The sequence below is a fragment of the Nonomuraea composti genome (assembly GCF_012034275.1).
Taxonomy (GTDB): Bacteria; Actinomycetota; Actinomycetes; order Streptosporangiales; family Streptosporangiaceae; genus Nonomuraea; species Nonomuraea composti.
Map to the genome: position 1 here is coordinate 223,654 of NZ_JAATEP010000004.1, position 26,480 is coordinate 250,133.

26 protein-coding genes are annotated in these 26,480 nt (G+C 70.6%); 11 read left to right on the top strand and 15 right to left on the bottom strand.

Going from position 1 to position 26,480, the window contains the following annotated elements:
* Positions 1–18 precede the first annotated feature (18 nt).
* The 10 genes from HCN51_RS08405 to HCN51_RS08450 all read right to left on the bottom strand — a co-directional run bounded on the left by HCN51_RS08405 (position 19) and on the right by HCN51_RS08450 (position 10,982).
* Positions 19–1,065, bottom strand: coding sequence for an STM4014 family protein (locus HCN51_RS08405; protein WP_206066716.1), 1,047 nt, complete (start codon positions 1,063–1,065; stop codon positions 19–21).
* 66 nt (positions 1,066–1,131) lie between these two features.
* The gene (locus HCN51_RS08410) at positions 1,132–2,199 is read right to left on the bottom strand and encodes an STM4015 family protein (protein WP_346433578.1); all 1,068 of its coding nucleotides are present in this window, start codon (positions 2,197–2,199) and stop codon (positions 1,132–1,134) included.
* Complete coding sequence (locus HCN51_RS08415; RefSeq protein WP_168008410.1) at positions 2,196–3,146, bottom strand: STM4015 family protein; 951 nt, start codon at positions 3,144–3,146, stop codon at positions 2,196–2,198. Before HCN51_RS08415 ends, HCN51_RS08410 begins: the two co-directional genes overlap by 4 nt.
* Positions 3,147–3,213: 67 nt before the next feature.
* On the bottom strand, positions 3,214–4,461 hold the full coding sequence (gene efeB / locus HCN51_RS08420; protein WP_168008412.1) for an iron uptake transporter deferrochelatase/peroxidase subunit: 1,248 nt from the start codon (positions 4,459–4,461) through the stop codon (positions 3,214–3,216).
* 12 nt (positions 4,462–4,473) lie between these two features.
* Positions 4,474–5,607, bottom strand: coding sequence for an iron uptake system protein EfeO (efeO, locus tag HCN51_RS08425; protein ID WP_080042624.1), 1,134 nt, complete (start codon positions 5,605–5,607; stop codon positions 4,474–4,476).
* An 11-nt stretch (positions 5,608–5,618) separates the two neighbouring features.
* Entirely contained in the window at positions 5,619–6,440 is an 822-nt protein-coding gene (gene efeU, locus HCN51_RS08430; RefSeq protein WP_168008414.1) for an iron uptake transporter permease EfeU, read from the bottom strand.
* Positions 6,441–6,525: 85 nt separating this feature from the next.
* Positions 6,526–7,893: a glycoside hydrolase family 5 protein gene (locus HCN51_RS08435; RefSeq protein WP_080042622.1), complete on the bottom strand. Its 1,368-nt coding sequence runs from the start codon at positions 7,891–7,893 to the stop codon at positions 6,526–6,528.
* A 4-nt stretch (positions 7,894–7,897) separates the two neighbouring features.
* A complete protein-coding gene (locus tag HCN51_RS08440; RefSeq protein ID WP_168008416.1) occupies positions 7,898–8,737 on the bottom strand; it encodes a carbohydrate ABC transporter permease in 840 nt (279 codons plus the stop codon).
* Positions 8,734–9,696: a carbohydrate ABC transporter permease gene (locus HCN51_RS08445; RefSeq protein ID WP_080042620.1), complete on the bottom strand. Its 963-nt coding sequence runs from the start codon at positions 9,694–9,696 to the stop codon at positions 8,734–8,736. Before HCN51_RS08445 ends, HCN51_RS08440 begins: the two co-directional genes overlap by 4 nt.
* Entirely contained in the window at positions 9,693–10,982 is a 1,290-nt protein-coding gene (locus HCN51_RS08450) for an extracellular solute-binding protein (protein ID WP_168008418.1), read from the bottom strand. Before HCN51_RS08450 ends, HCN51_RS08445 begins: the two co-directional genes overlap by 4 nt.
* Before the next feature lie 146 nt (positions 10,983–11,128).
* On the opposite strand from HCN51_RS08450, the gene HCN51_RS08455 reads away from it, so the two are divergent.
* Together HCN51_RS08455 and HCN51_RS08460 are read left to right on the top strand one after the other, a co-directional pair.
* Complete coding sequence (locus HCN51_RS08455; RefSeq protein ID WP_168008420.1) at positions 11,129–12,139, top strand: substrate-binding domain-containing protein; 1,011 nt, start codon at positions 11,129–11,131, stop codon at positions 12,137–12,139.
* Positions 12,140–12,484: 345 nt separating this feature from the next.
* Positions 12,485–12,703, top strand: a complete 219-nt coding sequence (locus HCN51_RS08460; protein WP_168008422.1) for a hypothetical protein — start codon at positions 12,485–12,487, stop codon at positions 12,701–12,703.
* 66 nt (positions 12,704–12,769) lie between these two features.
* Here HCN51_RS08460 and HCN51_RS08465 read toward each other — a convergent pair whose 3' ends face one another.
* Complete coding sequence (locus HCN51_RS08465) at positions 12,770–12,916, bottom strand: hypothetical protein (protein WP_168008424.1); 147 nt, start codon at positions 12,914–12,916, stop codon at positions 12,770–12,772.
* A gap of 144 nt (positions 12,917–13,060) precedes the next feature.
* Between HCN51_RS08465 and HCN51_RS08470 the strand changes: the two genes are divergently transcribed.
* Positions 13,061–13,321, top strand: a complete 261-nt coding sequence (locus HCN51_RS08470; RefSeq protein WP_168008426.1) for a type II toxin-antitoxin system Phd/YefM family antitoxin — start codon at positions 13,061–13,063, stop codon at positions 13,319–13,321.
* Complete coding sequence (locus HCN51_RS08475) at positions 13,306–13,713, top strand: PIN domain-containing protein (protein ID WP_168008428.1); 408 nt, start codon at positions 13,306–13,308, stop codon at positions 13,711–13,713. The genes HCN51_RS08470 and HCN51_RS08475 overlap by 16 nt, the downstream gene beginning before the upstream one ends.
* A 10-nt stretch (positions 13,714–13,723) precedes the next feature.
* Here HCN51_RS08475 and HCN51_RS08480 read toward each other — a convergent pair whose 3' ends face one another.
* The 3 genes from HCN51_RS08480 to HCN51_RS08490 are packed head-to-tail and all read right to left on the bottom strand — an operon-like array spanning position 13,724 to position 16,612.
* Entirely contained in the window at positions 13,724–15,307 is a 1,584-nt protein-coding gene (locus HCN51_RS08480) for a protein kinase domain-containing protein (RefSeq protein ID WP_168008430.1), read from the bottom strand.
* Between the two features lie 24 nt (positions 15,308–15,331).
* Positions 15,332–16,126: an alpha/beta fold hydrolase gene (locus HCN51_RS08485; RefSeq protein WP_206066717.1), complete on the bottom strand. Its 795-nt coding sequence runs from the start codon at positions 16,124–16,126 to the stop codon at positions 15,332–15,334.
* 45 nt (positions 16,127–16,171) lie between these two features.
* Entirely contained in the window at positions 16,172–16,612 is a 441-nt protein-coding gene (locus HCN51_RS08490) for a MarR family transcriptional regulator (RefSeq protein ID WP_230465555.1), read from the bottom strand.
* A gap of 41 nt (positions 16,613–16,653) precedes the next feature.
* Here HCN51_RS08490 and HCN51_RS08495 point away from each other — a divergent pair, with 41 nt between their 5' ends.
* Positions 16,654–17,004 (top strand): MazG nucleotide pyrophosphohydrolase domain-containing protein, encoded by a 351-nt coding sequence (locus HCN51_RS08495; RefSeq protein ID WP_168008432.1) that lies wholly within the window; start codon positions 16,654–16,656, stop codon positions 17,002–17,004.
* Positions 17,005–17,116: 112 nt separating this feature from the next.
* Positions 17,117–20,296, top strand: a complete 3,180-nt coding sequence (locus HCN51_RS08500; protein WP_168008434.1) for an AfsR/SARP family transcriptional regulator — start codon at positions 17,117–17,119, stop codon at positions 20,294–20,296.
* A 99-nt stretch (positions 20,297–20,395) separates the two neighbouring features.
* Here the strand turns inward: HCN51_RS08500 and HCN51_RS08505 are convergent, their stop codons facing one another.
* Entirely contained in the window at positions 20,396–20,839 is a 444-nt protein-coding gene (locus HCN51_RS08505; RefSeq protein WP_168008436.1) for an SRPBCC family protein, read from the bottom strand.
* Between the two features lie 94 nt (positions 20,840–20,933).
* Here HCN51_RS08505 and HCN51_RS08510 point away from each other — a divergent pair, with 94 nt between their 5' ends.
* The 5 genes from HCN51_RS08510 (at position 20,934) to HCN51_RS08530 (ending at position 26,410) form a co-directional block, all read left to right on the top strand.
* Positions 20,934–22,148, top strand: coding sequence for a metal-dependent hydrolase family protein (locus HCN51_RS08510; RefSeq protein WP_168008438.1), 1,215 nt, complete (start codon positions 20,934–20,936; stop codon positions 22,146–22,148).
* A gap of 58 nt (positions 22,149–22,206) precedes the next feature.
* Positions 22,207–23,232 (top strand): alpha/beta hydrolase, encoded by a 1,026-nt coding sequence (locus HCN51_RS08515; RefSeq protein ID WP_168008440.1) that lies wholly within the window; start codon positions 22,207–22,209, stop codon positions 23,230–23,232.
* Between the two features lie 602 nt (positions 23,233–23,834).
* Positions 23,835–25,073 carry an AAA family ATPase gene (locus tag HCN51_RS08520; protein WP_168008442.1) on the top strand — a complete coding sequence of 413 codons (1,239 nt, stop codon included), beginning with the start codon at positions 23,835–23,837 and terminating at the stop codon, positions 25,071–25,073.
* Positions 25,057–25,683 (top strand): RloB family protein, encoded by a 627-nt coding sequence (locus tag HCN51_RS08525; RefSeq protein ID WP_168008444.1) that lies wholly within the window; start codon positions 25,057–25,059, stop codon positions 25,681–25,683. The genes HCN51_RS08520 and HCN51_RS08525 overlap by 17 nt, the downstream gene beginning before the upstream one ends.
* 124 nt (positions 25,684–25,807) lie before the next feature.
* Entirely contained in the window at positions 25,808–26,410 is a 603-nt protein-coding gene (locus HCN51_RS08530) for a class I SAM-dependent methyltransferase (RefSeq protein ID WP_168008446.1), read from the top strand.
* Positions 26,411–26,480: the final 70 nt, after the last annotated feature.

The following is a 26,480-nucleotide window of genomic DNA, read 5'->3' on the forward strand; positions in this document are numbered from 1 at the left end:
CGGGTGCCGCGTTCGGGTTCAGGTCCATGTCGTCAGCACCGCCTCGACCTGTTCGGCGTACGTGTCCCGCCCATGTCCCGAAAAATCCCCCAACCCCGGCAGCAGGTCGCCGAACGCGTTGACCTCCGCCACCGCCACCGACCGCCAGTCCGACCCGACCATCACATCCACCCCCGTGCTCAGGCTGTTCGGAAAACACCCGGCCGCCTTCGCCGCCGCCTCCAGCACCCGCTCCCACAGCCCGGCCCGCCCCCGCACCGTCTCCAGGTCACCGCGCGTCCCGCCGAGGTGCAGGTTCGTCATGGGGCTGCGGCTCGTACGGACGACCGCGTGCGTCGGCCGGCCCGCCACGGTCACCACCCGCAGGTCGAACGCCCGCCCGCCGCTCGCCGCCTTCGGGAACCACTGCTCGACGTGCAGCCCGTCGGGCGCCAGGAAGTCCACCAGCCGCTGCGCCTGCGCCTCGTCGGTGATGGTCCTGACCCGCAGCGAGTTGCACCACGCCCCGTCCGTCCAGGTGGCCGAGGTGACGGCGTGGATCCGCCCGGCGTGGGCCTGGAAGGCGATCACGCCGGACGCCGACGAGCCGTGGGCCGGCTTGACGAACACGCGCGCCCACCGGCGGGTCGCCATGCCGTCCCGCAGCTCCTCGTACGAGCCGGCCGCGAACCCCTCGGGCACCGGCACCCCGGCTCCCGACAGCACCGCGTGGCAGCGCCGCTTGTCGAACATCACCCCGATCTCGCCGACGTCCCCCAGCAGCCGCACGCCGGGGATCGCCGCGACCCGCTCCAGCCCGGCGGTGAACGCCCGGTACCAGGCGGCGCCCCCGCCGACCCGCGCCGGCTCGCCGGGCCCGCGCAGCAACGCGTCGGCCCGCGGGTCCTCGCCGGGCGAGTCGACGCGCAGCAGCGCCCCCTCGGGCGCTTCGAGCTCCCGCCCGGCCAGCACGTCCCGCCAGGCGATGACGTACGGCTCCGCGAGGCCGCGCGCGAGCACGGCGTCGCGGAACAACGTCACCCGCCGGTCCCCGGGCGTCCCGACGACGGCGAACCGCACGGTCATCCGGTCACCGCCCCGTTGGTCGAGCCGACGCTCACCCGGTCACCGCCCCGTTGGTCGAGCCGACGCTCACTCGGCCACCGCCACGTACATCCAGCCGTCGTCCTCGGCGGGCTGCCGCTCCTCCAGGTCGACGGCCACCCCGGGCAGCGCGTCGCGCACCCGCCGCATCATGGCGTCGCCGAGGAAGTGGTGGCGCAGGTCGAGCACGCGCAGGTGGGTCAGGGGCTGGCCGCTGAGCAGCGCCTCGGCGCCCCGGTCCGTGAGCATCCCCATGCCGAGGCTGAGCTCTTCGAGCCGGGCGACGACGGGCGCCGCGGCGACGGCCGCGGCGACGTCGTCCTGCCACTCGCTGTCCCGCAGCCCGAGCCGCTTGAGCGCGGGCAGCCCGGCGCCGGCCAGGATGCCGCCCAGGTCGGCGGCCGTCCCGTCGCCGCCGTACCGCTCGACGCCGAGCCACAGCTCCAGGTGCTCCAGCGCGGCGAACGTGCTCGCGCCGACGGCCCGCACCACCGCCCCGGGCAGCCCGCCGGACTCGAAGCGCAGCACCCTGAGGTGGTCGTGCGTGACGGGCCGCAGCTCCAGCCCCTGCGACCCGCGCACCTCCAGCCGCTCCAGCTTCGGGTACGCCTCCAGCAGCGGCGTGATGTCGCCGTGCCGGATCCAGGAGATCTCCCAGTACTCCGGCTCGACGAAGCCGAGGAACACCGAGCGCAGCCGGGTCAGCCGCCGGGCGTGCGCGGCCAGCAGCCGCGGGGCGTTGACGCATCCGTGCCCGGTGACGGCGATGGCCGTGACCTGGGCGGGGTTCACCCGGCGCAGCAGCTGGTCCAGCTCGCCGGCCAGGGCCGTGTCGTCCTTGTCGTCCTCGAAGCCGAAGCCGGTCTCGTCGGTGACCAGCCAGGCGACCTGGTCGGGTCGCCGGGGGACCCCCTCGTCCAGGCTCCTGACGGGCAGACCCGCGAACCGCTCCCGGTGCATGCCGCCCAGGTCTTCCCGGTAGACGGCCATTTCGGGCAGGAACGCGTCGCCGGGGTCACGAGGATCGGCCGGCCTCTCGTAGTCCTCGTCGTGAAAGTCGTTCACGTTGTCGCCGGTCGGGCCGGTGGTCGGGCCGGTGGGCGGGTTCGTGGTCACTCGCTCACCGCGACGTAACGCCAGTCCTCCTCGCGGCTGCGCCGGTCGTCGAGGCGCACGTCGGTTCCGGGGAGGGCGGCGAGCAGGCGGTCGGCCATGGCGCCGGTCAGGTAGTTGTGGTGCAGGTCGAGGCGGCGCAGGTGGGTGAGCGGCTGGCCGCTCAGCAGGGCTTCGGCGCCCTCGTCGCCGAGCGAGCCCATCGACAGGCTCAGCGCCTCCAGGCGGGCCACGACGGGCGCGGCGGCCACGGCGGCGGCCAGCTCGTCGGCGAAGGGGCTGTTCTGCAGGCCCAGGTAGCGCAGGGCGGGCAGCCGCTGCCCGCTCAGGATGTCGGCGCAGTCGCCGACGGCCGCGTCGCCGCCGTAGTCCTCGACGCCGAACCACAGCTCCAGGTGCTCCAGCGCGGGCAGGTCACTGGCGCCGATCCCGCGGACGACCTGGGCGGGCAGGCCGCCGGTCTCGACCCGGAGCACGCGCAGGCCCTCGTGCCGCAGCGGCGAGAAGGCCAGCCCGGTGCCGCCCCGCACCTCCAGCCGCTCCAGCTTCGGGTACGCCTCCAGCAGCGGCGTGACGTCGGTCTGCTGGATCCAGGAGATCTCCGACTGCTCGAACGTCATCGCCCCGAGGAAGACCGAGCGCAGCTCGGGCAGCCGGTCGGCGTTCTCGGCCAGGCGGGCGACGATGGGCGCGCTGTCGGTGTCGTACGCCTCCTCCCACTCGCCGATGACGATGGCCTTGACCTTCGCGGTGTCGACATTGTCGAAGAACCAGTCGAAACTTTCGGAGATCGCCTCGAACTCGCCCCCGTCGCAGGCGTCCAGGTACCAGGCGACGGCGCCGGCGTCGGGCTGGGGGTCGTTCTCGTCGAGCGGCGTGGGCTGCACCGGCAGCCCGGCGTACGTCTCGCGGTAGTCGTCGCTGTTGGTCGGCTGGATGTCGAAGATCACGGATGGTTCCTAGAGTCGGGGGGTTCGGCGGCTCCTGTCCTACCAGATCCGCCCGACATTTCCTGATCTATCCCTCGAAAAGGGTGCGCCCCCAGTAGTCGCCGGCGTCCCGCACCCCCGGCGGGCAGGCGAACAGGCCGCTGGAGACGTGCTGGATGTACTCGTTCAGCACGTCGTGGCGCGCCAGGCTGAGCTGGATCGGCACGAACTGCCTGCGCGGGTCACGCTGGTAGGCGATGAAGAACAGGCCCGCGTCGAGGCGGCCGAGCCCGTCGGAGCCGTCCACGAAGTTGTAGCCGCGCCGCAGCAGCCGCGCCCCGCCGTGCGAGCTGGGATGCGCCAGCCGCACGTGCGCCACGTCGGAGATGTACGGCTTCCCGTCCGGCCCCTTGGCCGCGAAGTCGAGCTCGTCGAACTCGGCCTTCCCGCCCAGCGGCGCGCCCTCGCCCTTGGTCCTGCCGAAGATCTGCTCCTGCTCGGCCAGCGACGTGCGGTCCCAGGTCTCGACCATCATCCGGATCTTCCTGGTGACCAGGTAGCTGCCGCCCGCCATCCACGGGCTGCCGTCCCCGGCCGCGGCCCAGAGCTGGTCGTTCAGCAGCGCGGCGTCCTCCAGCTTGAGGTTGTTCGTGCCGTCCTTGAAGCCCATGAGGTTGCGCGGGGTCACCTGGTTGCGGGAGGTGGAGGAGGTGCGGCCGAAGCCGAGCTGCGACCACCGTACGGAGACCCGGCCGAAGCCGATCCTGGCCAGGTTGCGGATGGCGTGCACGGCGACCTGGGGATCGTGTGCGCACGCCTGCACGCACAGGTCGCCGCCGGAGATGGCCGGATCGAGCCGCTCGCCGGGGAACTTCGGCAGCGGGGCGAGCTGGGCCGGTCGCTTGGCCGCCAGCCCGAACCGCTCGTCGAACAGCGACGCCCCGAACCCGATCGTCAGCGTCAGCCCGGAGGCGGGCAGGCCGAGCGCCTCGCCGGTGTCGTCGGGCGCGGCCTCGGGCGCACCGCCGACCGCGCCGAACGAGCCGGCCTCCTTGCCCTGCGTCAGCCGGGCCGCCGCGGCCGTCCACTCCTGCAGCAGCTCCACCAGCTCGGCCCGGTCGTCGGTGATCACGTCGAAGGCCGTGAAGTGCAGCCGGTCCTGCGCGGGCGTGACGATGCCCGCCTGGTGCTCGCCGTAGAAGGGGACGGGGTCGGCGGTCGAGGAGGCGTGCGCCTGGGGCGGGTCGTCCAGCACCGACCGCCCGGCCACCGCCCCCGCGCCCAGCACGGCGGCGCCGGCGGCGCCGAGGCCGAGCAGCTTTCTCCTGGTCACCATGGCAGCCGGCCCCTACTTCGCCACGATGGGAGCGATCTTGCTGATCGGCTCGGCCAGCGCGTTGATCGCGTCGGACAGCGCCTTCAGCTCGGACTTCGACAGCTCGTCGTGCAGCCGCCAGCCGTCGCCCTTCTGGTGCACCGCCAGCGCCGCCTCGGCCGCGGCGAACTTCTCGTCCAGCGTCTTGACCAGGTCGGGCGCCCGCTCCTCCAGCACCGGCCGCAGCGCCTGCACGGCCGCCTGCGAGCCTTCGAGGTTGGCGTCGAAGTCCCACAGGTCGGTGTGCGACCAGATGTCCTCCTCACCGGTGATCTTCCCGGTGGCCACCTCGTCGAGCAGCTCCTTGGCGCCGTTGGCCAGGTTGAGCGGGGTCAGCTCGGTGGCGTTGGCCTTGGTCACGATGGCCTTGACGTCCGCGATCAGCTTGTCGGCGACGGGGCCGTCCTTGCTGACGTCCTTGCGGATCCACAGGTCCTTCTCGATGCGGTGGAAGCCGGTCCACTCCTCGCCCTCGGTCAGGTCCGCCTCGCGAGCGTCGATGGCGGGGTCGAGGTCGCCGAAGATCTCGGCGACCGGCTCGATGCGCTCCCAGTACGTCCGCGCGACCGGGTAGAGCTCCTTGCCCTTGTCCAGGTCGCCCGCCTTGACCGCGTCCACGAACTCCTGCGTCTTGACCAGCAGCGTGTCCGTCTGCGACTTGACGTAGCGCTGGTAGCTCTTCGTGGCCTCGGCCAGCTTGGCGTCCGCGTTGAGCGGTTTGTGCTCGCCGGTCACCTTGAGCGCGTTGCGGATGCCCTTGCCCACCATGCCGGGCTTGCACGCGGTCTCGTACGAGCCGGCGGGCAGCTCGGCGATGAGCTCCCTGGTCAGGCCCGGCACGATGTTCTCCACCTCGGCCATGATCCGGTCGCCCGGCGCGTACACGTAGAACTCGGTGACCTTGCTGCCGCCGTTCGTGATCGTGAAGGTGGTCGTGCCCGCCGCGACCTCGGAGGCGGCCACCTTGCACTCGGTGTCGGTCGCCGCCACGGTGACCTTGCCGGGGGCGGCGGCGGAGCCCGACGGCGCGGCGGGCGTGCCGGAGCCGCAGGCGGCCAGCGCCGCCAGGGCGGGCAGGGCGAGGGACAGGCGGATGACGTTGCGCATGACGCTCCTGTTCAGGCCGCGGAGGACGCGGGCGCGGGGACCCGCCGGCGCAGGAAGAGGAAGAGGGTGGGGACGAGGAACGCGGCCCACGCCACGACCTCGGCGACGCTGGGCTGCGGGGTGATGTTGAGCATCCCGGACAGCAGGGTGCCGTACCAGGAGTCGGCGGGCAGGGCGGTGCTGATGTCGAAGGCCTGGGCGTTGAGCCCCGGCAGCACGCCGGCCTCCTGGAAGTCGTGCACGCCGTACTTGAGGATGCCGGCCGCCACGAAGATCAGCAGCACGCCCGTCCAGGTGAAGAACTTCGTCAGGTTGATCCGCACGGCGCTGCTGTAGAGGCCCCAGCCGATCAGCACGGCCGTGAGCAGCCCGAGGCAGATGCCGATCAGCGGCTCGGCGGAGGCGGTGGCGCCCTGCACGGAGGCGAAGAAGAGCAGCGCCGTCTCCAGCCCCTCGCGGGCCACGGCCAGGAACGCCATCACGACGACCGCGATCGAGCCCAGCTCCAGCGCGTCGGAGAGCCTGCCGCGCAGCTCCTTGGACAGCGCGCGGGCCGCCCGCCGCATCCAGAAGATCATCCAGGTGACGAACACGACCGCGAGCAGCGAGGCGACCGCCTCGAACAGCTCCTGCCCGGAGTAGTCGAGCCGGGTCGCGGTGAACGTCAGCAGCGCGCCGAAGGCCACGGACAGCGCGACGGCCGCGCCGACCCCGCCCCAGACGTGGGGGAGCCGGTCACGGCGTTCACTTTTGACGAGGAAGGCGATGAGGACGGAGACGACGAGCGCCGCCTCCAGTCCCTCGCGTAGTCCGATGAGAAAGCTGGCGAACACGTTCTTTGCACCGCCGGTAGATGAGGGAAGGCTCACCTAAGTTAGGACAAGCAGCCCAAACCTACAAGCGACCGTGACGCGGTTCTCACTCCTTGAGGTTGTCCGCCAGGAGATCGAGCAGCGGCTCGCGGCGTACGCACCGCTCCAGCAGGAACGAGTCGGCCAGCGCGAGCAGCTCCTCCTCGCCGAGGCCCCTGAACAGCTCGGCGTACTCGGGCAGCATCGCCTGCGCCAGCAGGATGTGCCGGATCAGGTCGTCCGTCTGGTAGCGCGCGCCCCACGGGTACGGGTCCCAGCCGGGGAACTCCGTCTCGACCAGCGCGTGCAACGGGGCCAGCACGTCCGCCGACTCCTCCATCGTCGAGCCCCAGCGGTCCACGCCGAGCCGCCGCTTCCTCGCGATGAAGCCGCCGAACCGGTCCATGTACGGGCCCGCCGCGTACACCAGCCCCTGCAACCCCACGTCCTTGTACGTCCACAGCGACCAGCCCACGTCCTGCTCGTCGTAGATCGCGAGCTGGTCGCGCAGGATCTGGTACCGCTGCCGGTCCACGTCCGGGTCCCCCGTGTAGACGGGCCCGAACTCGCCCACCCACAGCGGCGTGCCCGTCTCGCGCTGGAAGCGGGAGCGCTTGGCGAACGTGCGCTCCAGCTCGGCCCGGTCGCACCACTCGCCGCGCGTGTACCCCGGGTACGGGCCGCCGTGGGCGAACCCGGCCAGCGCGTAATCGTGCATCACGAAGACCGTGTTCTCATACACCTCCCGAAATATCGAGAAATCGGTGGCGTAGGTGTTGCCGTCCAGGAACAGGACGTGCCGCGGGTCGGCCGCCCTGATCGCCTTCACCAGCCGGTCGTAGAACGGGCCGATCACCTTGCCCGTCAGGTCGCCCGGCTCGTTGACCGGGTTGTAGCCGGCCACCCACGGATGGTCGCGGTAGTGGTCGGCGATGACCTCCCACAGGCGCACCGCTCGGTCCTGGAAGTGCCGGTGCTGCCAGAACGCCGCCACGTGGGTGGGGTTGTCGGAGTGCCAGTGCTGGTTCTGGGCGCCGGGCAGGGCGTGCAGGTCGATCACGCTGTAGATGCCGTGATCGCCCAGCAGGCCGATCACCCGGTCCAGGTGGCGGAAGCCCCTCGGGTCGATCTCCAGGGGCCGGTCGTCGGACTCCCAGTGGCGGTAGTTGACCGGGATCCGCACGCAGTTCATGCCCATCCCGGCCAGCAGGGCCGCGTCCCGCTCGGTGAAGAACGAGGTCAGCAGCCGGTCGAAGAACAGCTCGGCCAGGTCGTCGCCGAGCACGGAGCGCACCGCGGACCGCATGGAGCTCTCGTTGGCCGGGTAGCCGGTGATGAAGTTCTCCATGTTCATCCAGCCCCCGAGACCCACCCCCCGTAGCCGTACCGGCGTGTCGTCGTCCGTGACGAGATGGGATCCGGACACGTGCAGCATGCAGTCACCCCTTCGTCGCACCCGCGGTGAGCCCACCGACCAGGTGACGTTCCGCAATGGCGTAGAACCCGAGCGCGGGCACCATGGCCAGGACGAGATAGGCCAGGATGCGGGCGGTGTCGGAGGCGTACTGGCCCTGGAACTGCTGGATGCCCAGCGGCAGCGTCCAGCTCGTCTCCTCGCTGAACACCACCAGCGGGAGCATGAAGTTGTTCCAGCTGCCCACGATGGCCAGCACCGAGACGGTCGCGATGGCGGGCCTGGCCATCGGCAGCAGGATGCGCCAGAAGAACCCGAACGGCGAGCACCCGTCGATCGTGGCCGCCTCCTCGATCTCGCCCGGGATGCTGCGGAAGAACCCGCGCAGGATGATGATCGTCAGCGGCAGGCCGAAGGCGGCCTGCGTGAGGATCACGCCCAGCGGGTTGTCCAGCAGCCCCAGCGTGCGCAGCATCACGAAGATGGGCAGGATCGCCACCGCGAACGGGAACATCAGCCCCGCGGTGAACAGCGTGAAGTACAGCTCCCTGCCGCGGAAGGCGAACCTGGCGAACACGAACGCCGCCAGCGCCGACAGCGCGATCGTCACCACCGTCGTGGCGATCGCGATGAACGTGCTGTTCCACAGCTGCCGCCAGAACGAGCCGGAGCCCAGCACGTCCGTGTAGTTCGCCGTGATCCAGTCGGTGGGCAGGCCGAACGGGTTCCCGGACAGCTCGCTGTTGGTCTTGAAACCGCCCAGCAGCGCGTAGAAGACCGGGATGACCATGAACACGCCCACGATGATCGCGATCACGTGCAGCGGCAGCGTGTGGCGCCGCACCTTCGTCTTCGCGCGGCTCATGATCGGCCCCCTTGGGAGGTCATCGCGCCCTCCAGGTCGCGGCGCATCACGAACCGCTGGTAGACGAGGGCGAAGACGAGGCTGAGCGCGAACATCACGACGCTGATCGCGCTGGCGTAACCGACCTGGGAACGCTTGAAACCCCAGTCCATCATGGTGACGGCCATCGTCTCCGAGGAGTGCGACGGCCCGCCGCCGGTCAGGATCCAGACCAGGTCGAAGAGCTGGATGGTGTAGATGACGGACAGGAAGATGCTGATCCGGATCGTCGGGCCGAGCAGCGGCAGCGTCACGTGCCTGAACGTCCGCCAGCCCGTCGCGCCGTCGATCTGGGCGGCCTCGATGAGCTCGTTCGGGATGTTCTGCCGGCCGGCCAGGTAGATCATCATGTGGAAGCCGAAGTACTTCCAGGTCATGACCAGGAACAGCGACGGCATCACGGTGGCGGGGTCGGCCAGCCACTCCGACTCCCAGCCGAACACCCGCAGCACCTGGTTCGCCATGCCCGACCCGGGCGAGAGGATCAGCGAGAACAGCACGCCCGTGATGACCTCGCTGAGCACGTACGGGGCGAAGAACAGCACCCGGTAGACCGCCCGGCCGCGCATGCGCTGGTTCAGCAGCATCGCGATGGCCAGCGAGAGCGGGAGCTGCACCAGCAGCGACAGCAGGACCAGCACCAGCAGGTGCCACAGGTCCTGGGCGAAGATCTCGCTGCTGAACAGGCGGGTGAAGTTGTCCAGGCCGATGAAGTTCGTGGGCAGGCCGCCGAAGCCGTTCCAGCGGAACACGCTCGCGTAGACGGCCACCAGCATCGGCGCCACGACCAGCATGAGGAACAGCACCAGCGCGGGCAGCAGGAACAGCGCGATCGTCACCCCGCGGCCACGGTGCCGCACGGCAGGGGACGGGGCCGGAAGCCGCCGCAGCGCCTCCGGCCCTTTCGTGAGCGTCGTCATCCGGCTTCGCTCTTGGCTACTTCGGTGATGGCCGCGCCGACCTGCTCAGGCGTCTTCGTCCCGGCGATCAGCTCGGCCACGCTGTCGTTGACCTGCTGGCCGACGGCCGGCGGATACGCCTGGTCCAGGTAGAGCTGGTAGCCCGTCGCGCCGGCCAGCAGCGTCGCCACCTGCTTGAGGTTCGGGTCCTTGACCGCGCTCTCCTCGCCCTTGAGCACCGGCAGCACGCCGCCGGACTCCACGGCCTTGGAGTGGTTGCCCATCTCCGTCATGAACTTGACGAAGTCGACGGCCTCCTTCGGCGCGTCCGCGCCGACGGCCAGGCCGCCGCCACCGCCGAACGCGTCACCGATCGAGCCCTTGCCGCCCTCGACCGCGGGGAACGGGAAGAAGCCGAGGTCGTCGCCGAGCCCCTTGCCCGAGTCCTTCTGCACGCTCGGCGCCCACTGGCCCATCAGCTCCATGGCCGCCTTGCCGTTGCTGACCGTGGCCGACTGGCCGTCCGGGGTGGAGTAGGCCGCACCCAGGAAGCCCTTCTGGAACGGCTGCAGGTCGGCCAGCGCCTTCACCTGCTGGCCGGCGGCCACGAAGTCGGGCTTGGTGAAGTCGTGGTCGACGGCCGCCTGCTTCAGCGCGTCGAGGCCGCCGATGCGCAGGGCCAGGTAGGCCCAGTAGTAGTGACCAGGCCACTTCTCCTTGCCGGCCAGCGCGATCGGGGTGACGCCGGCGGCCTTCAGCTTCTTGACGTCCTCCAGGAACGCCGACCAGGTGGCGGGCGGCTCCGAGATTCCGGCCTTCTCGAAAAGTTTCTTGTTGTACCAGAAACCCACCAGGCCGATGTCGGTCGGCAGGCCGTAGGTCTTGCCGTCGAGCTGGTACGCGCTCAGCGCCGCCGGGGTGAACGTCGGCAGCACGTCGGCGACGTCCGCGGAGATGTCCTTGACCAGCCCCGCGTCGACCTGCTGCTTGAGCACGCCGCCGCCCCACGAGGCGAAGACGTCGGGGGCCTTGCCGGACTGGGTGATGGTGGTGAGCTTGGCCTTGTACGCCTCGTTCTCCAGAACGGTGGCCTTGATCGTGACGTTGGGGTGCTTGGCCATGTACTCCTTGGCGCGCTGCGCCCAGAGCGACTTGAGCGGCTCGGCGGTGGAGAGGTGCCACCACTCCAGCGTGACCTTGGCGGGGGCGCCGCCGGAGCTCTGCTGAGAGGTCGTCCCCCCGCCGCCACCACCGCTGCAGCCGGCCAGGAGCACCGCCACGGCGACTAACACCAGACTGCGTTTCATAGGGGTCCCTTCCTCAGCGATAGTCGAAAGTTTCGTGAACCCCCCGATAATTTCTTTGGCGCGATCGTAGGTAAACGCCAGGTAAAGCGTCAACACCTCAAGTGGGAGCGATCCCAAACCGAAACTTTCGGATACACTCCCGATTTGTGTCAGCGAAGAGGCGGGTCACGATCGCACTGATCGCGGAGGAGGCCGGGGTCTCCATCCCGACGGTCTCAAAGGTCATCAACGGGCGTCCGGAAGTCGCACCGGCGACCCGCCACAGGGTCGAACGGCTGCTGCAGGAGCACGGCTACCAGCGGCGCATCAGCCAGGACGACACCCCCGCCGGCCTGGTCGACCTCGTCTTCGCCGAGATCGAATCGCCCTGGGCCATGGAGATCGTGCGGGGCGCGGAGAGCGCGGCCCACGAGGCCGGCGCCAGTGTCGTCATCTCCGTGCTGCACACGCACGCCGGCCCGGGACGGGACTGGCTCGAACGGCTGGCCGCCCGGCGGACCGACGGTGTCGTCATCGTCGCCTCCCGGCTCTCCACCGGCATCCAGGCGCAGCTCAGCGCGCGGTCACTGCCGTTCGCGGTGGTCGACCCCGAAGGCGAGCCCGCACCTGGCGTCATCTCCGTCGGCGCCACCAACTGGAACGGCGGCCTCGCCGCCACCCGCCACCTCCTCGAACTCGGCCACCGCCGCATCGGCATGATCAGCGGCCCCGCCGACATGCTCTGCAGCCAAGCCCGCATAGACGGCTACCGCGCCGCCCTCGAAACCGCCGGCCTCCCCGTCGTCCCCGACCTCATCAGACGCGGCACCTTCCTCGTCGAATCAGGCCACGACCAAGGCCACGCCCTCCTGTCCCTCCCCGAACCCCCCACCGCCATCTTCGCCGGCAGCGACCTCATGGCCTTCGGCGTCTTCGAAGCCGCCCGGCAACGCGGCCTCCGCGTCCCCGAAGACCTCAGCGTCGTCGGCTTCGACGACCTCCCCCTCGCCAAATCCGCCTGGCCCCCACTCACCACCGTCCGCCAGCCCCTCCAGGAGATGGCCGCACTCGCGACCCGGACGGTGCTGGCCATGGGGCACGGGGAGGTACCGGAGACGAAGCGGGTGGAACTGGCCACGGAACTCATCGTCAGGGAGAGCACGGCACGGTACGAGTGAACCCCGCGCCGCACCCACCCACCCGTTACCCGATCGCGTGGCCGGCCGTTGGGAGCCCGCCCCGAACAAAGGGCTTCGCTGTGTGGCGCTGTCGCGCATGGGGCTCAGGTCGTTTTGATCTTGGGCGCCTGGCGGCGCAACCCACGGCGCCTTCGGCGCCTCTCGCCCGCCCCAATCCCATTTACCGGGTTGGCCGTTGGGAGCCCGCCCCGAAAGCACGGCTGCGCGGGGGCGGCTCGCGCCGCTGGCGCTTCGCGCTCGGGGCGGCTGCGCCGGGGGGCTACGCGTTCGGGGGGCTGCGCCGATGGGGCTACGCATTCGAGGGCTTCGCGGGGGCGGCTTGCGGTGAAGCTGGTGGTCCACGAGTTCGAGCCCGGCTGGGACGCCTACACCGAAAGATCCGGCCATCAAACCTGCCGGTGGGCACGGTCTGCCGTGCTCGAAGATGTGGCGCACGATGCGGGCAGCGTCGGGGGCGGTGCGGATGTACTCCGGCCCGCGGCCCTGCCTGAATGGTCGCATGCCTTCATGCGTGCGCTGGAGGGCGCCAAGGCGTCGCTGTAGGCGATTCGGCCAGGGCGACAGCCGCCTACAGCATCTTCTCTGTTCGTGGTTTCAACGCGGCGGCGTTCACTGATCCTTGCGTCGTCGTCCGTGCTGGGTGACGAACACAGTCAGCATCGAGGCCGCCCCTACCCCGAACAGCGCCGCCGCCTGTGTGGGCGCCCCTGCGTCCACGAAGTACTTGGCGAGCAGGCATAGCAGCAGGACGAACACGAGCCCGCACACCATGCCGGAGACCCAAAGTCAGAACTCCGCCCAGTACTGCCGATTGTCCCGCTGCTCGGATGAGGCCGTCAGGTGAGAACACGGTGTGTTGGGCATCTCGAAGAGAGTGTCGTAATCAGATAATCTGATTCCATGAAGGTTATGACGGCCACGGAAGCATCCCGAAGCTTCGCAGCAGTCCTCGACGAGGCCGAGCGAGGTGAAACGATCGTGGTCACTCGCGGTGGGAAACAAATTGCCGTGATCGGCCCCGCTCCCACCGCGCCGGGCCGTATGGTCAAGGCGTTCCTGGCCAGAAGCGCAAGCAGGTTGGATGCCGACTTCGAGGCCGATGTCGCGGCGGCCAGGGAAGCGGTCGACGACGAGATGAGGAGTACGTGGCCCGACGCCTGATCATTGACACCGGCGTGCTCCTCGCTGCAGGGCGGGGAAACGCCGCTGTGGACGAGGCGATCGGAGACGCGGATGATGTCGCCATCGCCGCGATCACGGTAGCGGAGTTGCTGGTCGGTGTGGAGTTGGCGAACGATGCGCGCCGTGCCGACCGGCAGGCGTTCGTGGATGAGGTTCTGGCGTTGATCCCGGTCGAGGAGTACACGACGGACGTGGCCAGGGTTCATGCGCGGCTCCTGGCGTACACCCGTCGGGAGGGCAAGAAGAGAGGCGCGTACGACCTGCTGATCGCCGCGACTGCGGCGACCACGGCAAGAACCGTCGTCACGATGGACTCGTCCGCGGGCTTCGACGGCCTGCCAGGTGTGCGGGCTCAGGTATTGCCTCGCTGACCAGGCAGCTTCAGTGGAAGAACGTGCGGCGGGGTTGCTGGCCGGTGAGGCTGCCGATGCAGCGGTAGTACCGGATCCCGTCCTCGAACTGCGACTGTGACGGCGGCATCACGTCCGCCCGCCACTGCCCGTTGATGCTCTTCGCCGTGCCGACCCTGGTGGCCAGCAGGTTGGAGCGGCTGCAGACCTTCTTCACGGTCGGGTGCCTGGCGAGGTCCTGCTGGACGTACGTCTCGGCGTCCTTCGGGATCGGGGCGACCGCGAACGTCTCCCACGAGTGCAGCTCCTCGCAGCCCAGCCGCCTGGCCTTCGTGTCGCCGACGATGATGACCAGGCCGCCCCAGCACTCCGCCTCCCGCACGCAGGCCGCGCCGGCGCCGGCGACCTTCGCGGCCGGGCAGTTGTCGGTGTAGGTGGACAGGCCGGCGAAGACGTTGGGCGTCTTCTTCGGGGGTGTGGCCGAGGCTGTGGTGGTCGGTGCGGCCTGCTGGTGCCTGCCTCCTGGCTGTTGCGGGGCGAACTGGTTGTAGAAGAACACGCCGGCGCCGGCCACGATCACCAGGGACAGGGCGGCGATGATCGCCACCAGGACCTTGTTGATGCCGTGCGGCTGGGGTGCCGTGGGGCCGGTGACGGGTTCGTACGGGGGGTGGGTGGGGTGCGAAGGGGCCGGGGGGTGGGTGGGGTGCGAAGGGGCCGGCGTGAAGGGCGGGGCCTGGCGGTGGTGGCGAGGGGGTGGGGTGGCGGGGGAGTGATGGCGCGGAGGAGGGGAGGAGGAGGGCGCGGGCGGGGAGGACGAGAGGGGGAGGGCGGCGAGTTCGTCGCGGAAGGCGGCCGCGCTCGGCGTGCGGTGGCGGGGGTCGGTGGCGAGGGCGCGGCGGAGGACGGCCGTCAGCTCCGGCGGTACGCCCGGGATGTCCGGGACGGGCAGGCGGTGCAGGGCGAGGATCATGGCCAGGTTGGGGACGCCGCTCTCCGGGAAGCGCGGCGGGCGGCCGGACAGCAGCGCGTAGACGGTGGCCGCGAGCGCGTACACGTCGCCCGCCGGTGACGGCTCGGCCAGCTCGAACGCCTCCGGTGGGGCGTAGGAGGGGGTGAGGGATTCGCGGGTGACCGAGGCGTCGGGGCCGGAGGCGGGCATGGTGGCCAGGCCGAAGTCCGACAGCGCGACCTGGCCGTACCGGTTGAGGAGGAGGTTGGCGGGTTTGACGTCGCGGTGCAGCACGCCTTGCGCGTGCGCGGCGGAGAGCGCGTCGGCGATGCGGACGCCGACGTCCCTGGCGTCGGAGGGGGAGAGCGTCCGTCCGGCCAGCGAGCCGCCGGGGCACAGCTCCAGCACCATGTACGGCCGGCCGTCCGGCAGCAGGCCGGCGTCGTAGACGGGCACCACGTGCGGGTGGCCGGACAGGGCGCCGGCAGCGGTGACCTCGCGGAGGAAGCGCCTCCTATCACGGTCGGACAGCAGCACCCGGTTGTCGACCTTGAGCGCCACCTCGCGGCCGACGGCCGATTGCACGGCGAGGTAGACCACGCCGAAGCCGCCTTGGCCGAGCACGCCCTTGATCTCGTACCCCGGGACCGATAAATCCGACACGCGCGGAAGCGTACACGGGTGTGGTCAGGCGGCGGGCAGAAGTTCGCGCAGGCGGGCAGCGTAGGCACGCGGGTGGCTGAGGTTGCCGTTGTGACCGCCGGGGAGCGTCGCGACGTCCGTGCCCAGGAGGGCGGCCAGCTCGTCCGCGCAGCGGCGGTCGAACACCTCGGCCGGGGTGGTGCGGCCGGCGGCGGGCAGGACGGGGACGCGGCAGCCGGTCAGGTCGAGGTCGTCCTCGATGACGGCCTGGAAGTCGTGGCGGATGAAGACGTCGAAGTTGGCCTGGCGCTGGGCGTCCATGGGCTGCGGGGTGAGGCCGGGCTCGGTGTCGCCGCCGCCCGTGATGCCGAGCACGCGGGCCACCTCCTTGAGCGCGGGCGGGAGGCCGGCGTCGAGGTAGAGGTCGCGGATCCCGGCCAGCTCCGCGCGGTGCCGGTCCCGTTCGGGGGCGGGCAGCAGCCAGGGCGAGACCGGCTCGTGCGCGATGAGCAGGCTGAGCTGCTCCGGGTGGCGCATGGCCAGGTGGAGGCCGATGGAGGCGCCCAGGCTCAGGCCGAGCATGAGGACGGGCCGGTCGGTGAGGTGGGCGAGCAGCCGGTGCACGTCGTCGGCGTGCTGCCGGATGCTCGTGGGCGTTCCGGTGCTGCGGCTGAGGCCGCGCCGGTCGTAGGTGATCACGGTGTGGGTGTCGGTGAGGTGGTCGGCCAGGTCGGTGCTTCGGCCGGCGTCGCCCTCGCCGCTCTGGGAGATCAGCAGGTACGGCCCGGCGCCGCGGGTCTCGTAGTAGAGGTCGGCGTCGTCCACGCGCAGCATCGTCATGCCGCGACTCTAATGCATCAGATTTGATGTATCAAGGTTGATGGATTATTTGCGGAGGTGCGGGATGAGACGGTCGGCCAGCTCCTCGAGGGCGACCACGGTCTCGCGCACCCGCTGCGGGTCGTTCGTGCGCAACGCGGCGGCCACGGCGGCGTCGATCGGCGTGTCGCGCACCCGCGTCACCCGCTCCGACACCTCCGGCGCCTCCCTGATGATCGTGCGGCGGCGATCCCGGGGATCGGTCTCCGCAATCACCGCGCCCACCGACCGCAGCCGCCCGATGGCCGCCGACACCGCGCTCTGCGGCAGCCCCGTACGGGCGGCGATCTCACCCACCGTCGTCTCGGGATGGGCACGCAGGTCGCTCACGACGATCAGGACGGTGCGCGCACTCGTGGACTGCTCACCGATCCCCTCGGACGGCATCGCCTCTTCGCCGATCTTCATCAGCGTCCGGCCCAGCAGGAACAGTTCGACCCCATTCACGCTAGGCAACATACCGGCGCGGCTCGGTAGGGTCGGGTGACGTGACGACGGAGTTGGAGTGCCTGGCCGCACGGCTGCGCGAGTTCGCGCGGGTCAGGGAGTGGGAGCAGTTCCACACCCCGAAGAACCTCGCGATGGCGCTGGCGGGCGAGGTCGGGGAGCTGGTCGCGGAGTTCCAGTGGCTCACGGCGGACGAGTCGCGCGACCCCGACCCCGAGACGCTCGCCAGGATGCGCACGGAACTCGGCGACGTCACCCTCTACCTGGTCCGGCTGGCGGACGTCCTCGGCGTCGACCTGCTGGAGGCGGCGCGGGCCAAGCTCGACGACAACGACCGGCGCTACGACGCCGAGCTCTATCGGGGCTCGGCCAGGAAAGCTCCGCCGTCCTGAAGCGCCCGGGAAACCGCCGTCCTGAAGCCGGGAAACCGATGTCCTGCATCCGTGAGGTCGGGAAGCGCCCGCTGCCGCACGTTTGTCGGAGGCTTCTCGTAAGGTGACGGGCATGCGATTCGGGGTGCTGGGCCCGCTGGCCGTCTGGACGGACGCCGGGGAGACCGTCACGGTTCCCGGGCTCAAGGTCCGGGCGCTCCTTGTCGACCTGCTCGTCCACGAGGGGCATCCGGTGTCGGTGGACCGGCTGGTCGACGACCTGTGGGGCGCGGAGCCGCCGGCCAACCCGGCGGGCGCGCTGCAGGTGCGCGTCTCGCAGCTGCGCAAGGCGTTCGAGGACGCCGAGCCCGGCGGGAAGAACCTCGTCGTCTCCCGCGCCCCCGGCTACCTGCTGCGCGCCGACGAGGGCGCCGTCGACGCCGTGCGCTTCGCCGGCCTGCTGGCCAAGGCCGAGGCCGCCGACAGCCCCAGGGTCAAGGCGGGGCTGCTGGCCGACGCGCTGGCGCTGTGGCGGGGCCCGGCGTACGCCGACTTCGCCGACGAGGAGTACACGAGGTCGGCCGTCCACCGCCTGGAGGAGCAGCGGCTGTCGGCGCTGGAGCAGCACGCGGAGGCGCGGCTGGAGCTGGGCGAGCACGGGCTGCTCGTGGGCGAGCTGGGCGACCTGGTCAACCGGCATCCGCTCAGGGAGCGGCTGCGCGCCGTCCACATGCGGGCCCTCTACCGGGCGGGGCGGCAGAGCGAGGCATTGGCGAGCTTCGGCGAGCTGCGCGAGCGGCTGGCCGACGAGCTCGGCCTCGACCCGGGCCCCGAGCTGGTCGCGCTGCACCAGGCGATCCTCGGGCAGGACCCGGCGCTGAGCGTGCCCGCCGACCGCCCCGTCACCAACCTGCCCGCCTCCGTCAGCAAGCTCATCGGCCGCGACGACGCCCTCGCCGAGGTGTGCGCGCTGGTCGAGGAGGAGCGGCTGATCACGCTCACCGGCAGCGGCGGCGTCGGCAAGACCCGGCTGGCGCTGGAGGCCGCCGACCGGCTGCTCGACACGTTCGCCGACGGCGCCTGGCTCGTCGCGCTCGACCAGGGGCCCCGCTCGCCGGCGGAGGCCGTCATGGCGGCACTGGACATCAGGGAGGAGGCCGGCGCCCCCGCCCTCGGCGAGGCCGGGCTGGTGGGGCGGCTGGCGGCCGTGCTGAAGGCACGGCGGATGCTGCTCGTGCTGGACAACTGCGAGCACGTGGTCGAGCAGGTCGCCGACCTGGCCGAGGTGCTGCTGCGCGGCTGCCCCGGCCTGCGCATCCTGGCGACCAGCCGGGAGCCGCTGGCCGTGGCGGGCGAGGTGCTGTGGAGCGTCCCGCCGCTCGACGTGCCCGCCGGCGCCGACCTCGCCGTCATGGCCCGCTCCGACGCCGTGCGGCTCTTCGTGACCAGGGCCGCCGCGTCCGCGCGCGGGTTCCGGCTGGAGGCGGGCAACGCGCAGGCCGTCGCGCAGCTCTGCCGGCGCCTCGACGGCATCCCGCTGGCGCTGGAACTGGCCGCGACGAGGGTGCGCGCGCTCGGCGTGCAGGGCGTCGTGGACCGGCTGGACGACAGGTTCCGGCTGCTGGCCTCCGGGCAGCGCGGCGCGCCGGCCCGGCAGCAGACGCTCACCGCCGTGATCGACTGGAGCTGGGACCTGCTGTCGCAGGACGAACGCGTCGTCCTGCGCCGGCTGGCCGTGCACGCCGACGGCTGCACGCTGGAGGCGGCCGAGTCCGTGTGCGCCGCCGAGTCCGCCTGCGCCGCCGGGCAGGCTGCCGGCGACCTCGACGTGCTGGATTTACTGGCCCGTCTCGTGGACCGGTCGCTGGTGGTGGTCGTGGACGCCCCGACGGGCGTCCGGTACCGGCTGCTGGAGTCGGTGTCGGAGTACTGCCGCGCCCGGATGTCCGACGCGGGCGAGCTCGACGCCGTACGCGACGCGCACCTGCGCCACTACCTCGACCTGGCCGTACGCGCGGAGCCCGGCCTGTACGGGCCCGAGCAGCGCGACTGGCTGCTGCGGCTCGACGCGGAGGCGGCCAACATGCGGGCGGCCCTCGACACGGCGGCGGCGCGCGGCGACGGGCACAGCGCGGCCCGGCTGGTGAACGCGCTGGCCTGGTACTGGTTCCTGCGGGGCAGGCTCGCCGAGGGCCGCCGCGCCATGGCGCAGGCACTGTCCGTCCCGGAAGGGGCGGATGATGGCGGGGCCGCGCGGCGCAGGGCGGCGGCCTGGGAGGTGGGGTTCGCGCTGTGTCTCGGTGAGCAGCCCGACTGGCAGCCCGTCCTCGACGCCGTCGACGACCCGGGCGAGCAGGCCAGGGCCAGGCTCTTCGTCGGCCTGCACGCCGACGACATGCCGGCCGGGCAGCAGCAGACGGAGCTGGCGCTGGCCGTGTTCAGGGAGCTCGGCGACCGGTGGGGCATCGCCACCGCGCTCACCCGGCAGGCCATGGACGCCTTCACGCTGCGCGACCAGGAGGCCATCGAGCGCATCGCGGGAGAGAGCGCCCGCCTGTTCACCGAGCTGGGTGACCGGTGGGGCCTGCTGCGCGCCACCGAGTGGCTGGCCTCGCTGGCCGAGATGCGGCGCGACGCCGAGCAGGCCAACCGGCTGTTCGGCGAGGGCCTGCGGATGGCCGAAGACCTGGGGCTGTGGCCGGAGGTCGCCACGCACACCGCGTGGCTGGGCTGGGTGGCGCTGGAGAGCGCCCAGTACGACCGGGCCATCGAGCTGTGCGGCAGTGCGCTCAAGCAGGCGAACGTCCAGGGCTACAACAAGGGCGCGACCATGGCCGAGATGGGCCTCGCCTACGCCGCCCGGCGGGCCGGCCGGCTCGACCTGGCCGAGCACCACCTGCTCCACCTGCTCGAAGGGCTGTCACGCGACCCCGACGGCGACCCCGCCCTGCACCTGCCCGACACCCTCATCGAGCTGGGCTGGCTCACCGAGCTGCGCGGCGACCTGGCCGGCGCCCTGGCGTTGCACGCCGAGGCGTTCGCGTTCGCCTGGCGCATCGGCGACCCGCGCACGACGATCGGCGCCGTGGAGGGCGCGGCCGCCGCCTCGGGGCTCACCGAGAAGTCGGCGCTGCTGCTGGGGCTGGCGGCGGCGGCTAGGGAGAGCTACCAGCTCTCGCCGAACGAGGCCGAACAGGAGGACCTCCACCGCGTCACCGCCCGCACGCGCGAGGCGCTGGGGGAGGAGGCGTTCGCGGCGGCGTTCGCCCGGGGCGGCACCTACAAGCTGGACGACGCCCAGAGCCTGCTGTGATCAGGCGGGCTCACTCGCGGCAGGGGAGCAGGCGGGCTCGCTTGAGGCGGGCGGCCAGGCGGCTCACTTCAGGCAGGCGGCTCACTTCAGGCAGGCGGCTCACTTCAGGCAGGCGGCCAGGCGGTCGAAGAACTCGTTCCAGCCCGCCTTGGCCCCCTCGGCATGCTCCTGGTCGGTGTTGACCCCGTACTGGTGGAACCGCATCTCGGTCTTGCCGCCCACGTCGGCGAGACCGACCGTCACGACGGACGCCGGCCCGTCACCGGGATCGTCGGGATCCCCCGTCGTGAACACCAGCCGCTCCGGCGCCACCACCTCCCGATACGTCCCGTCCAGCGTCACCTCGAACCCCTCCTCGCCGACCAGCGTGGCCCGCCACACCCCGCCCGGCCAGGTGTCGAGCGTGATCCGGCCGACCGGCGTGGCCAGCCCGCGCGGCCCGAACCAGCGGGCGAACCGCTCGGGCTCCGTCCACGCCGCCCACACGTGCTCGCGGGGCGCGTCGAAGAGGCGGGTGAGTTCGTACTCGGCGGTCTGGGTCATCGTGCTGCCCTCCTTGTTGTCGATGGGTCCACGATGACCGGCGGGGCTTACGATCCCCTTCTCGCAACCTTTAGGCGGTGGCAGTCTGGGACGCATGCGGATCATTCGCGCCGCCAAGGTGCTGACCGGGCGTCCAGGAGAGGCGATCGAGGACGGGGAGGTCCTCGTCGACGGCACGAAGATCGTCTCCGTGGGGCCGCGCGGCAGCGCGGGGCAGGCGGGGGACGTGCTCGACCTGCCCGGCCACACCGTGCTGCCGGGGATGGTGGACGCGCACGTGCACCTCGGGTTCGACGACAAGGTCGACCCGGTGACGCGGCGCAGCTCCGAGAGCGACCACCACCTGCTGCTGCGGATGGCCGAGAACGCCCGCAAGCTCGTCTCCGCCGGCGTCACCACCGCCCGCGACCTCGGCGGGCGCGGCTTCCTCGACGTGGTGCTGCGCGACGCGATCGAGGAGGGCCTGGCCGTCGGCCCGCACCTCGTGGTCGCCACCCGGCCCATCACCATCACCGGCGGCCACTGCTGGTACATGGGCGGCGAGGCCGACGACGAGCCCGCCATCCGCCGCGTGGCCAGGGAGAACCTCCGCGCCGGCGCCGACTGCCTCAAGGTCATGGCCTCCGGCGGCCTCATGACGCCCGGCGCGCCGCCGAGCTGGACGCCGCAGTACACCACCGGCCAGCTCCGCGTGGTCGTCGAGGAGGCCGCCACGCGCGGCAAGCACGTCGCCGCCCACGCCCACGCGCACGACTCCATCCGCAGCAGCGTCGAGGCCGGCGTCACCACGATCGAGCACTGCTCGTTCTTCACCCCGTCCGGCCACCAGTACGACGCCCGGCTCGCCGACCTCGTCGCGGCGAGCGGCACGTACGTGTGCCCCACCGTGCACGGCGTGATCTCCCGCATCGCCGAGGTGCACGGGCAGCAGCTGCTCGACGCCTGGCTCGCCGGCGTCGCCGCCATGCGCGACGCCGGCATCCGGGTCATCGCCGGCACGGACGCCGGGTTCGCCGTCGGCGACATCCCCAACCCCACCGACGGGTACGTCGGAGGGCTGGAGACGTTCGCGTCGGTCGGCTACGGCAACGCGGAGATCATCGAGATGGCCACCATCCGCGCCGCCGACGCCTGCGGGGTGGGCGAGGTCACCGGCAGCCTCGACCCGGGCAAGCGGGCCGACCTCATCGCCGTCGCGGGCGACCCCCTCGAACGCATCTCCGACCTGCGCAACCTCGCCCTCGTCCTGGTGTCGGGCCGCTCGGTCGGGCAGGGAACCGTGGACACCGTGACCTCGTCCGTGGGCTGAACGTGCCGAAAACCTGAGACCCGCGGGCTCGACGTCCCGCTCGCCGGAAGGAACTGCGATGCTGCCTTGGTCCGCCGACCTGGCCGGCCGCCTCGACCATCACGTCGTCGAGAGCGACCTGTTGCGCGGCAACCCGCTGGGCGACCCGCACGAACGCCCGCTGGTGGTGTACGTGCCGCCCGGGTACGACGACTCGCCCGAGCGCCGCTACCCCGCCATGTACGTGCTGCTCGGCTACTCCGGCCACGTCGGCATGTGGTTCAACCGGACGCCGTTCCGCCAGCCGTACCCGGAGCTCGCCGACGCCATGTTCGCCGCCGGCGACGCCCCGCCCGCCATCGTCGTGTACGTGGACGCGTGGACCGCCCTCGGCGGCAGCCAGTACCTCGACTCGCCCGCCACCGGCCGCTACCACTCGTACCTGCGTGACGAGATCGTCCCCTTCGTCGACGCCCGCTACCGCACCCTCGCCGACCGCGACCACCGCGCCGTCACCGGCAAGTCGAGCGGCGGCTACGGGGCCATGGTGACCGCCATGCTCGCGCCCGACGTGTTCGGCGCGCTCGCCACGCACGCCGGGGACGCCCTGTTCGAGGTCTGCCACCGCCCCCGCTTCCCCGCGCTGGCCCGCCGGTTGCGCGACATGTACGACGGCTCGTACGACAAGTTCCTCGCCGACTTCCGCAGCCGCCTGCCCGGCACCAAGGACGGCGACCTCGAACTCCTCGAAATGTACGCCTACGCCGCTGCCTACTCCGACGACGGCATCGTCCGCCTCCCCTTCGACGACACCGGCGCGGTCGTGCCGGAGGTGTGGGACCGCTGGCTCTCCCTCGACCCGGTCGTCATGGCCGCCGACCCCCGCCACGCCGAGTCACTCCGCTCGATGCGCGCGATCTGGGTGGACGCCGGCAGCCGCGACGAGTACTACCTCGACTTCGGCGCGGTCTCCTTCCACCGGGCATTGGAGGCGGTGAGGGTCCCGGCGGATCGCGTGCACTTCGAGCTCTTCGAGGCCGGCCACGGAGCCATCGAATACCGCTACCCCCTGGCCCTGTCCTGGCTCTCCCACCGCCTCACCTAACCCGCATTCCGGGGAGGCCCGGGAGCACTGCAACGTCTTCTCCCTGGGACGCGCTACGCGCGACGGGGCTCAGGCAGCGCCCTGTGGGGGCAAGCCCCCACACCCCCGGGCGAGGGGCTTCCCAGCCCCTCGCGCTCCCCGGCCGCGCCCCGATCTCCGCATGGCCGGCACACCACCATCGAGGCGTCATCACCCTTGAGCACGCTGGCTGAAGGCACAGAAGACAGCAGAGGGAGGGCCGGCTCAGGGGGGCCGCCTCGTCGTGTGCTTCGTGAGCACGTCATGTGCCGTTCTTGCGGGCAGGAAGACATGCTTCAGGTGGATGGGCTGTGGCAGCGCACCGCACCGTTTGTCTCCGCAAGGTGGAGCCGTCAGGCGTCGGAGGCCCGGCCCGATGGCGGGGCGGACGGGTTGAAGCGGTGGTGCGCACCCCCTCAAACAGCCCTCGCGCCCATGTTTCGAGGCCCTTGGCGTCAATAATTGACGAATCAGCGGGCATAAGGCGTACGATGGCTTCCGGAAGAGGGGGCGACATGCTCTTGAGGTTCGCTGCTACGAACCATGCATCGCTGCGAGATCGCCAGGAACTGAGCATGGTTGCGATGGACCGCCACGACGATCTCGCCGTTCAGGAGATTCCAGGCCAAACCGGGCGATACGCCCTGCCGGCGGTAGGGGTTTTCGGGCCGAACGCGTCGGGCAAATCAAACCTTCTCGATGCTCTGAAGTACATGTGCTGGGCGGTCAGGAATTCCCATCAGAAATGGAATCCTGATGGTCCGATATCCCGGCGGCCGTTCCTGCTCGACGATGACGGGCCGGCCCGTCCCAGCGAGTATGAGGTGGATATCGTCGCAGAAGGAGTGCGCTATAACTACGGCTTCTCGCTGGACGACATGTGCGTCCGGGAAGAGTGGCTGTACGCATATCCGGAGAAGCGCCGAAGGATGCTCTTCGAGCGAACCCGTGGCGAGCCGATGCGCTTCGGGCCGACGCTCACCGGGCAGCGCAAGGTGACCGAGCGTGCCGTCCGCGACAACAGTCTCTTCCTCTCGGCCGCGTACGCCAACAATCTGGAGTCCATCCGGCCGATCTACCGCTGGTTCAGCCGGCGGTGCCGCTCCGCGAACACGGCGAATGAGCAGGCGAGGCTGGGCACCAGCCTGCACCTGCTGGAGAGGCACGACAGTAAAGCCGTTCTGGATCTGCTGAACTTCGCGGACCTGGGCGTGGTCGGCATGAGCATCAAGAAGCTGGAGATGAGCAAGGAGGACCGGGAGAAGTTCTACCGTGTCCTGCAAGCCCTTGAGATCGACGACACCGGTGTCAACCTCGACAGCGTCTCACGCGAGGTCGAAATCCAGCATCGGACGGCGACCGGGCCCAAGTCGCTGGATTTCAACTCGGAGTCGACCGGCACCCGCACGTGGCTCTCCATGCTGGGGCCCATTCTGGTGACTCTGGGCACCGGCAGTCTTTTGGTGGTGGACGAGCTGGACGCGCGACTGCACCCATCCCTGACCGCCGAGCTGGTGCGACTCTTTCAGGATCCGGCCATCAACACCAAGGGCGGCCAGTTCCTCTTCAACTCCCACGACGTCACCTTGCTGGGCGGGAAGGCGCAGTTCCGTCTGCACCGAGATCAGATCTGGTTCACCGAGAAGGACGAGACCGGCGGGACCCGCGTGTATCCGTTGACGGAGTACAGAGTGCGGGAAGGATGGGACAACATCGAACGCTCCTACCTGCGCGGGCGCTATGGTGCCACGCCGTTCTTCGATGAGACCATCCTCCTTGAGCTCATCCAAGCGGGTGATATCGAGCATGCCTCGGGGCAATAGGCCGCTGGATCGGAAATCCGGGAAGCCCAAGCCGCCGCGCAAAAGGCTCTCGATATACTGTGAAGGCAGGGGCACGGAGAAAATCTACTTCTGCGGCCTCAGATCCACCCTGCGGGCGGCGAACGTCGATGTTCGTGTCGTGCCCACGAAGGGAAACCCGCATTCGATCGTCCGCTACGCGATCAATGACACGGGTCTGGCGCGCAGGAGCGAGATCGACTTTCAGCGCGGGGATCAGGTCTGGTGCGTCTTCGACGTGGAGGCTCCGCAGTGCCATCCGGGCATTGAGGAGGCCGAGAAACTGGCTTCCAAGTATGGGATCAAGCTCGCGGTGTCGAACCCGTGCTTCGAGCTCTGGCTGCTCCTGCATTTTCAGGAGCAGCGGGCCTATCTCACCACGGCGAACGCCTGCACGAAGTTAGCAGTGCACCTTCCTGACTACAACAAACGGATCAGCTTCGATGCGTTCGCGGAGCTGTATTCAGGTGCCCGGTCGCGCGCCGTGGACCTTGGGGCGAAGTTCGGCGAGGCCGCGAATCTGGTCGAGAGAAATCCCTGGTCTTCAGTCTGGGTGCTTGTGGACCACATCAAGAGCTTCAGCAACGAATGAGCATCACGTACAAGATCTTTATATGTAAGCGCTGAGCCGACCAGGCTCTCGGCGGCTCGGTCACGATGTGGGCCGCAGTCGCCGTCAGGTGGACGGGAGGGGCGCGCATGCGAAGATCTCAGGCATGCCGACCGATCTACGCGCCCGGTGGAATCACAACACGCACTACCACCACCTGGCCCTGGAGGCCGTCGCGCCCGCCGCGCGGACGGCTCTGGACGTGGGAACAGGCGATGGGCTGCTGGCGACCGCGCTACGGGAACTGGTGCCGCACGTGACCGCCATCGATCTGGATCCCGAGGTCCTGGACCGGGCCCGGGCGACGAGCGCGGACGTGGACTGGGTCGTGGGTGACGTGATGAGCAGTCCGTTACCGGAAGGGCACTTCGACGTCGTCACGTCCATCGCCACCGTGCACCACCTGCCCGACCTGGGGGCCGCGCTGACAAGGCTGGCGTCGCTGACAGCGCCGGGCGGGGCGCTGGTCGTGATCGGGTGCGCCAGGAACGGGCATCCGCGCGACTACCTGATGGACCTTGCCGGGATCGTCCAGCATCAGGTCCTCTCACGCACTCGCGGCTTCTGGAACCACACGGCACCCGTGCAGATGACCTTTCCCCACACCTACGCCCAGGTGAAGCAGGTGGCTTCCGCTGTTCTGCCTGGGATGCGGTGGCGCCGGCTACCGCTCTTCCGGTACGCCGTCGTCTGGCGCAAGACCGGCTGAACTGCTGTGTCGCCAGCGCGGGTCCGACGGCACGTTCGCATCACATAACCGTCGTCGCCGTTCTCCCGTC

What these genes read in the sequence shown, in the direction of transcription:
- HCN51_RS08405 (WP_206066716.1), bottom strand. Translation starts at nt 1,065, where the DNA reads ATGACCGTGCGGTTCGCCGTCGTCGGGACGCCCGGGGACCGGCGGGTG.
- efeB (WP_168008412.1), bottom strand. Translation starts at nt 4,461, where the DNA reads ATGGTGACCAGGAGAAAGCTGCTCGGCCTCGGCGCCGCCGGCGCCGCC.
- efeO (WP_080042624.1), bottom strand. Translation starts at nt 5,607, where the DNA reads ATGCGCAACGTCATCCGCCTGTCCCTCGCCCTGCCCGCCCTGGCGGCG.
- HCN51_RS08435 (WP_080042622.1), bottom strand. Translation starts at nt 7,893, where the DNA reads ATGCTGCACGTGTCCGGATCCCATCTCGTCACGGACGACGACACGCCG.
- HCN51_RS08440 (WP_168008416.1), bottom strand. Translation starts at nt 8,737, where the DNA reads ATGAGCCGCGCGAAGACGAAGGTGCGGCGCCACACGCTGCCGCTGCAC.
- HCN51_RS08445 (WP_080042620.1), bottom strand. Translation starts at nt 9,696, where the DNA reads ATGACGACGCTCACGAAAGGGCCGGAGGCGCTGCGGCGGCTTCCGGCC.
- HCN51_RS08450 (WP_168008418.1), bottom strand. Translation starts at nt 10,982, where the DNA reads ATGAAACGCAGTCTGGTGTTAGTCGCCGTGGCGGTGCTCCTGGCCGGC.
- HCN51_RS08470 (WP_168008426.1), top strand. Translation starts at nt 13,061, where the DNA reads ATGAAGGTTATGACGGCCACGGAAGCATCCCGAAGCTTCGCAGCAGTC.
- HCN51_RS08485 (WP_206066717.1), bottom strand. Translation starts at nt 16,126, where the DNA reads ATGACGATGCTGCGCGTGGACGACGCCGACCTCTACTACGAGACCCGC.
- HCN51_RS08500 (WP_168008434.1), top strand. Translation starts at nt 17,117, where the DNA reads ATGCGATTCGGGGTGCTGGGCCCGCTGGCCGTCTGGACGGACGCCGGG.
- HCN51_RS08505 (WP_168008436.1), bottom strand. Translation starts at nt 20,839, where the DNA reads ATGACCCAGACCGCCGAGTACGAACTCACCCGCCTCTTCGACGCGCCC.
- HCN51_RS08510 (WP_168008438.1), top strand. Translation starts at nt 20,934, where the DNA reads ATGCGGATCATTCGCGCCGCCAAGGTGCTGACCGGGCGTCCAGGAGAG.
- HCN51_RS08515 (WP_168008440.1), top strand. Translation starts at nt 22,207, where the DNA reads ATGCTGCCTTGGTCCGCCGACCTGGCCGGCCGCCTCGACCATCACGTC.
- HCN51_RS08520 (WP_168008442.1), top strand. Translation starts at nt 23,835, where the DNA reads ATGGACCGCCACGACGATCTCGCCGTTCAGGAGATTCCAGGCCAAACC.
- HCN51_RS08525 (WP_168008444.1), top strand. Translation starts at nt 25,057, where the DNA reads ATGCCTCGGGGCAATAGGCCGCTGGATCGGAAATCCGGGAAGCCCAAG.
- HCN51_RS08530 (WP_168008446.1), top strand. Translation starts at nt 25,808, where the DNA reads ATGCCGACCGATCTACGCGCCCGGTGGAATCACAACACGCACTACCAC.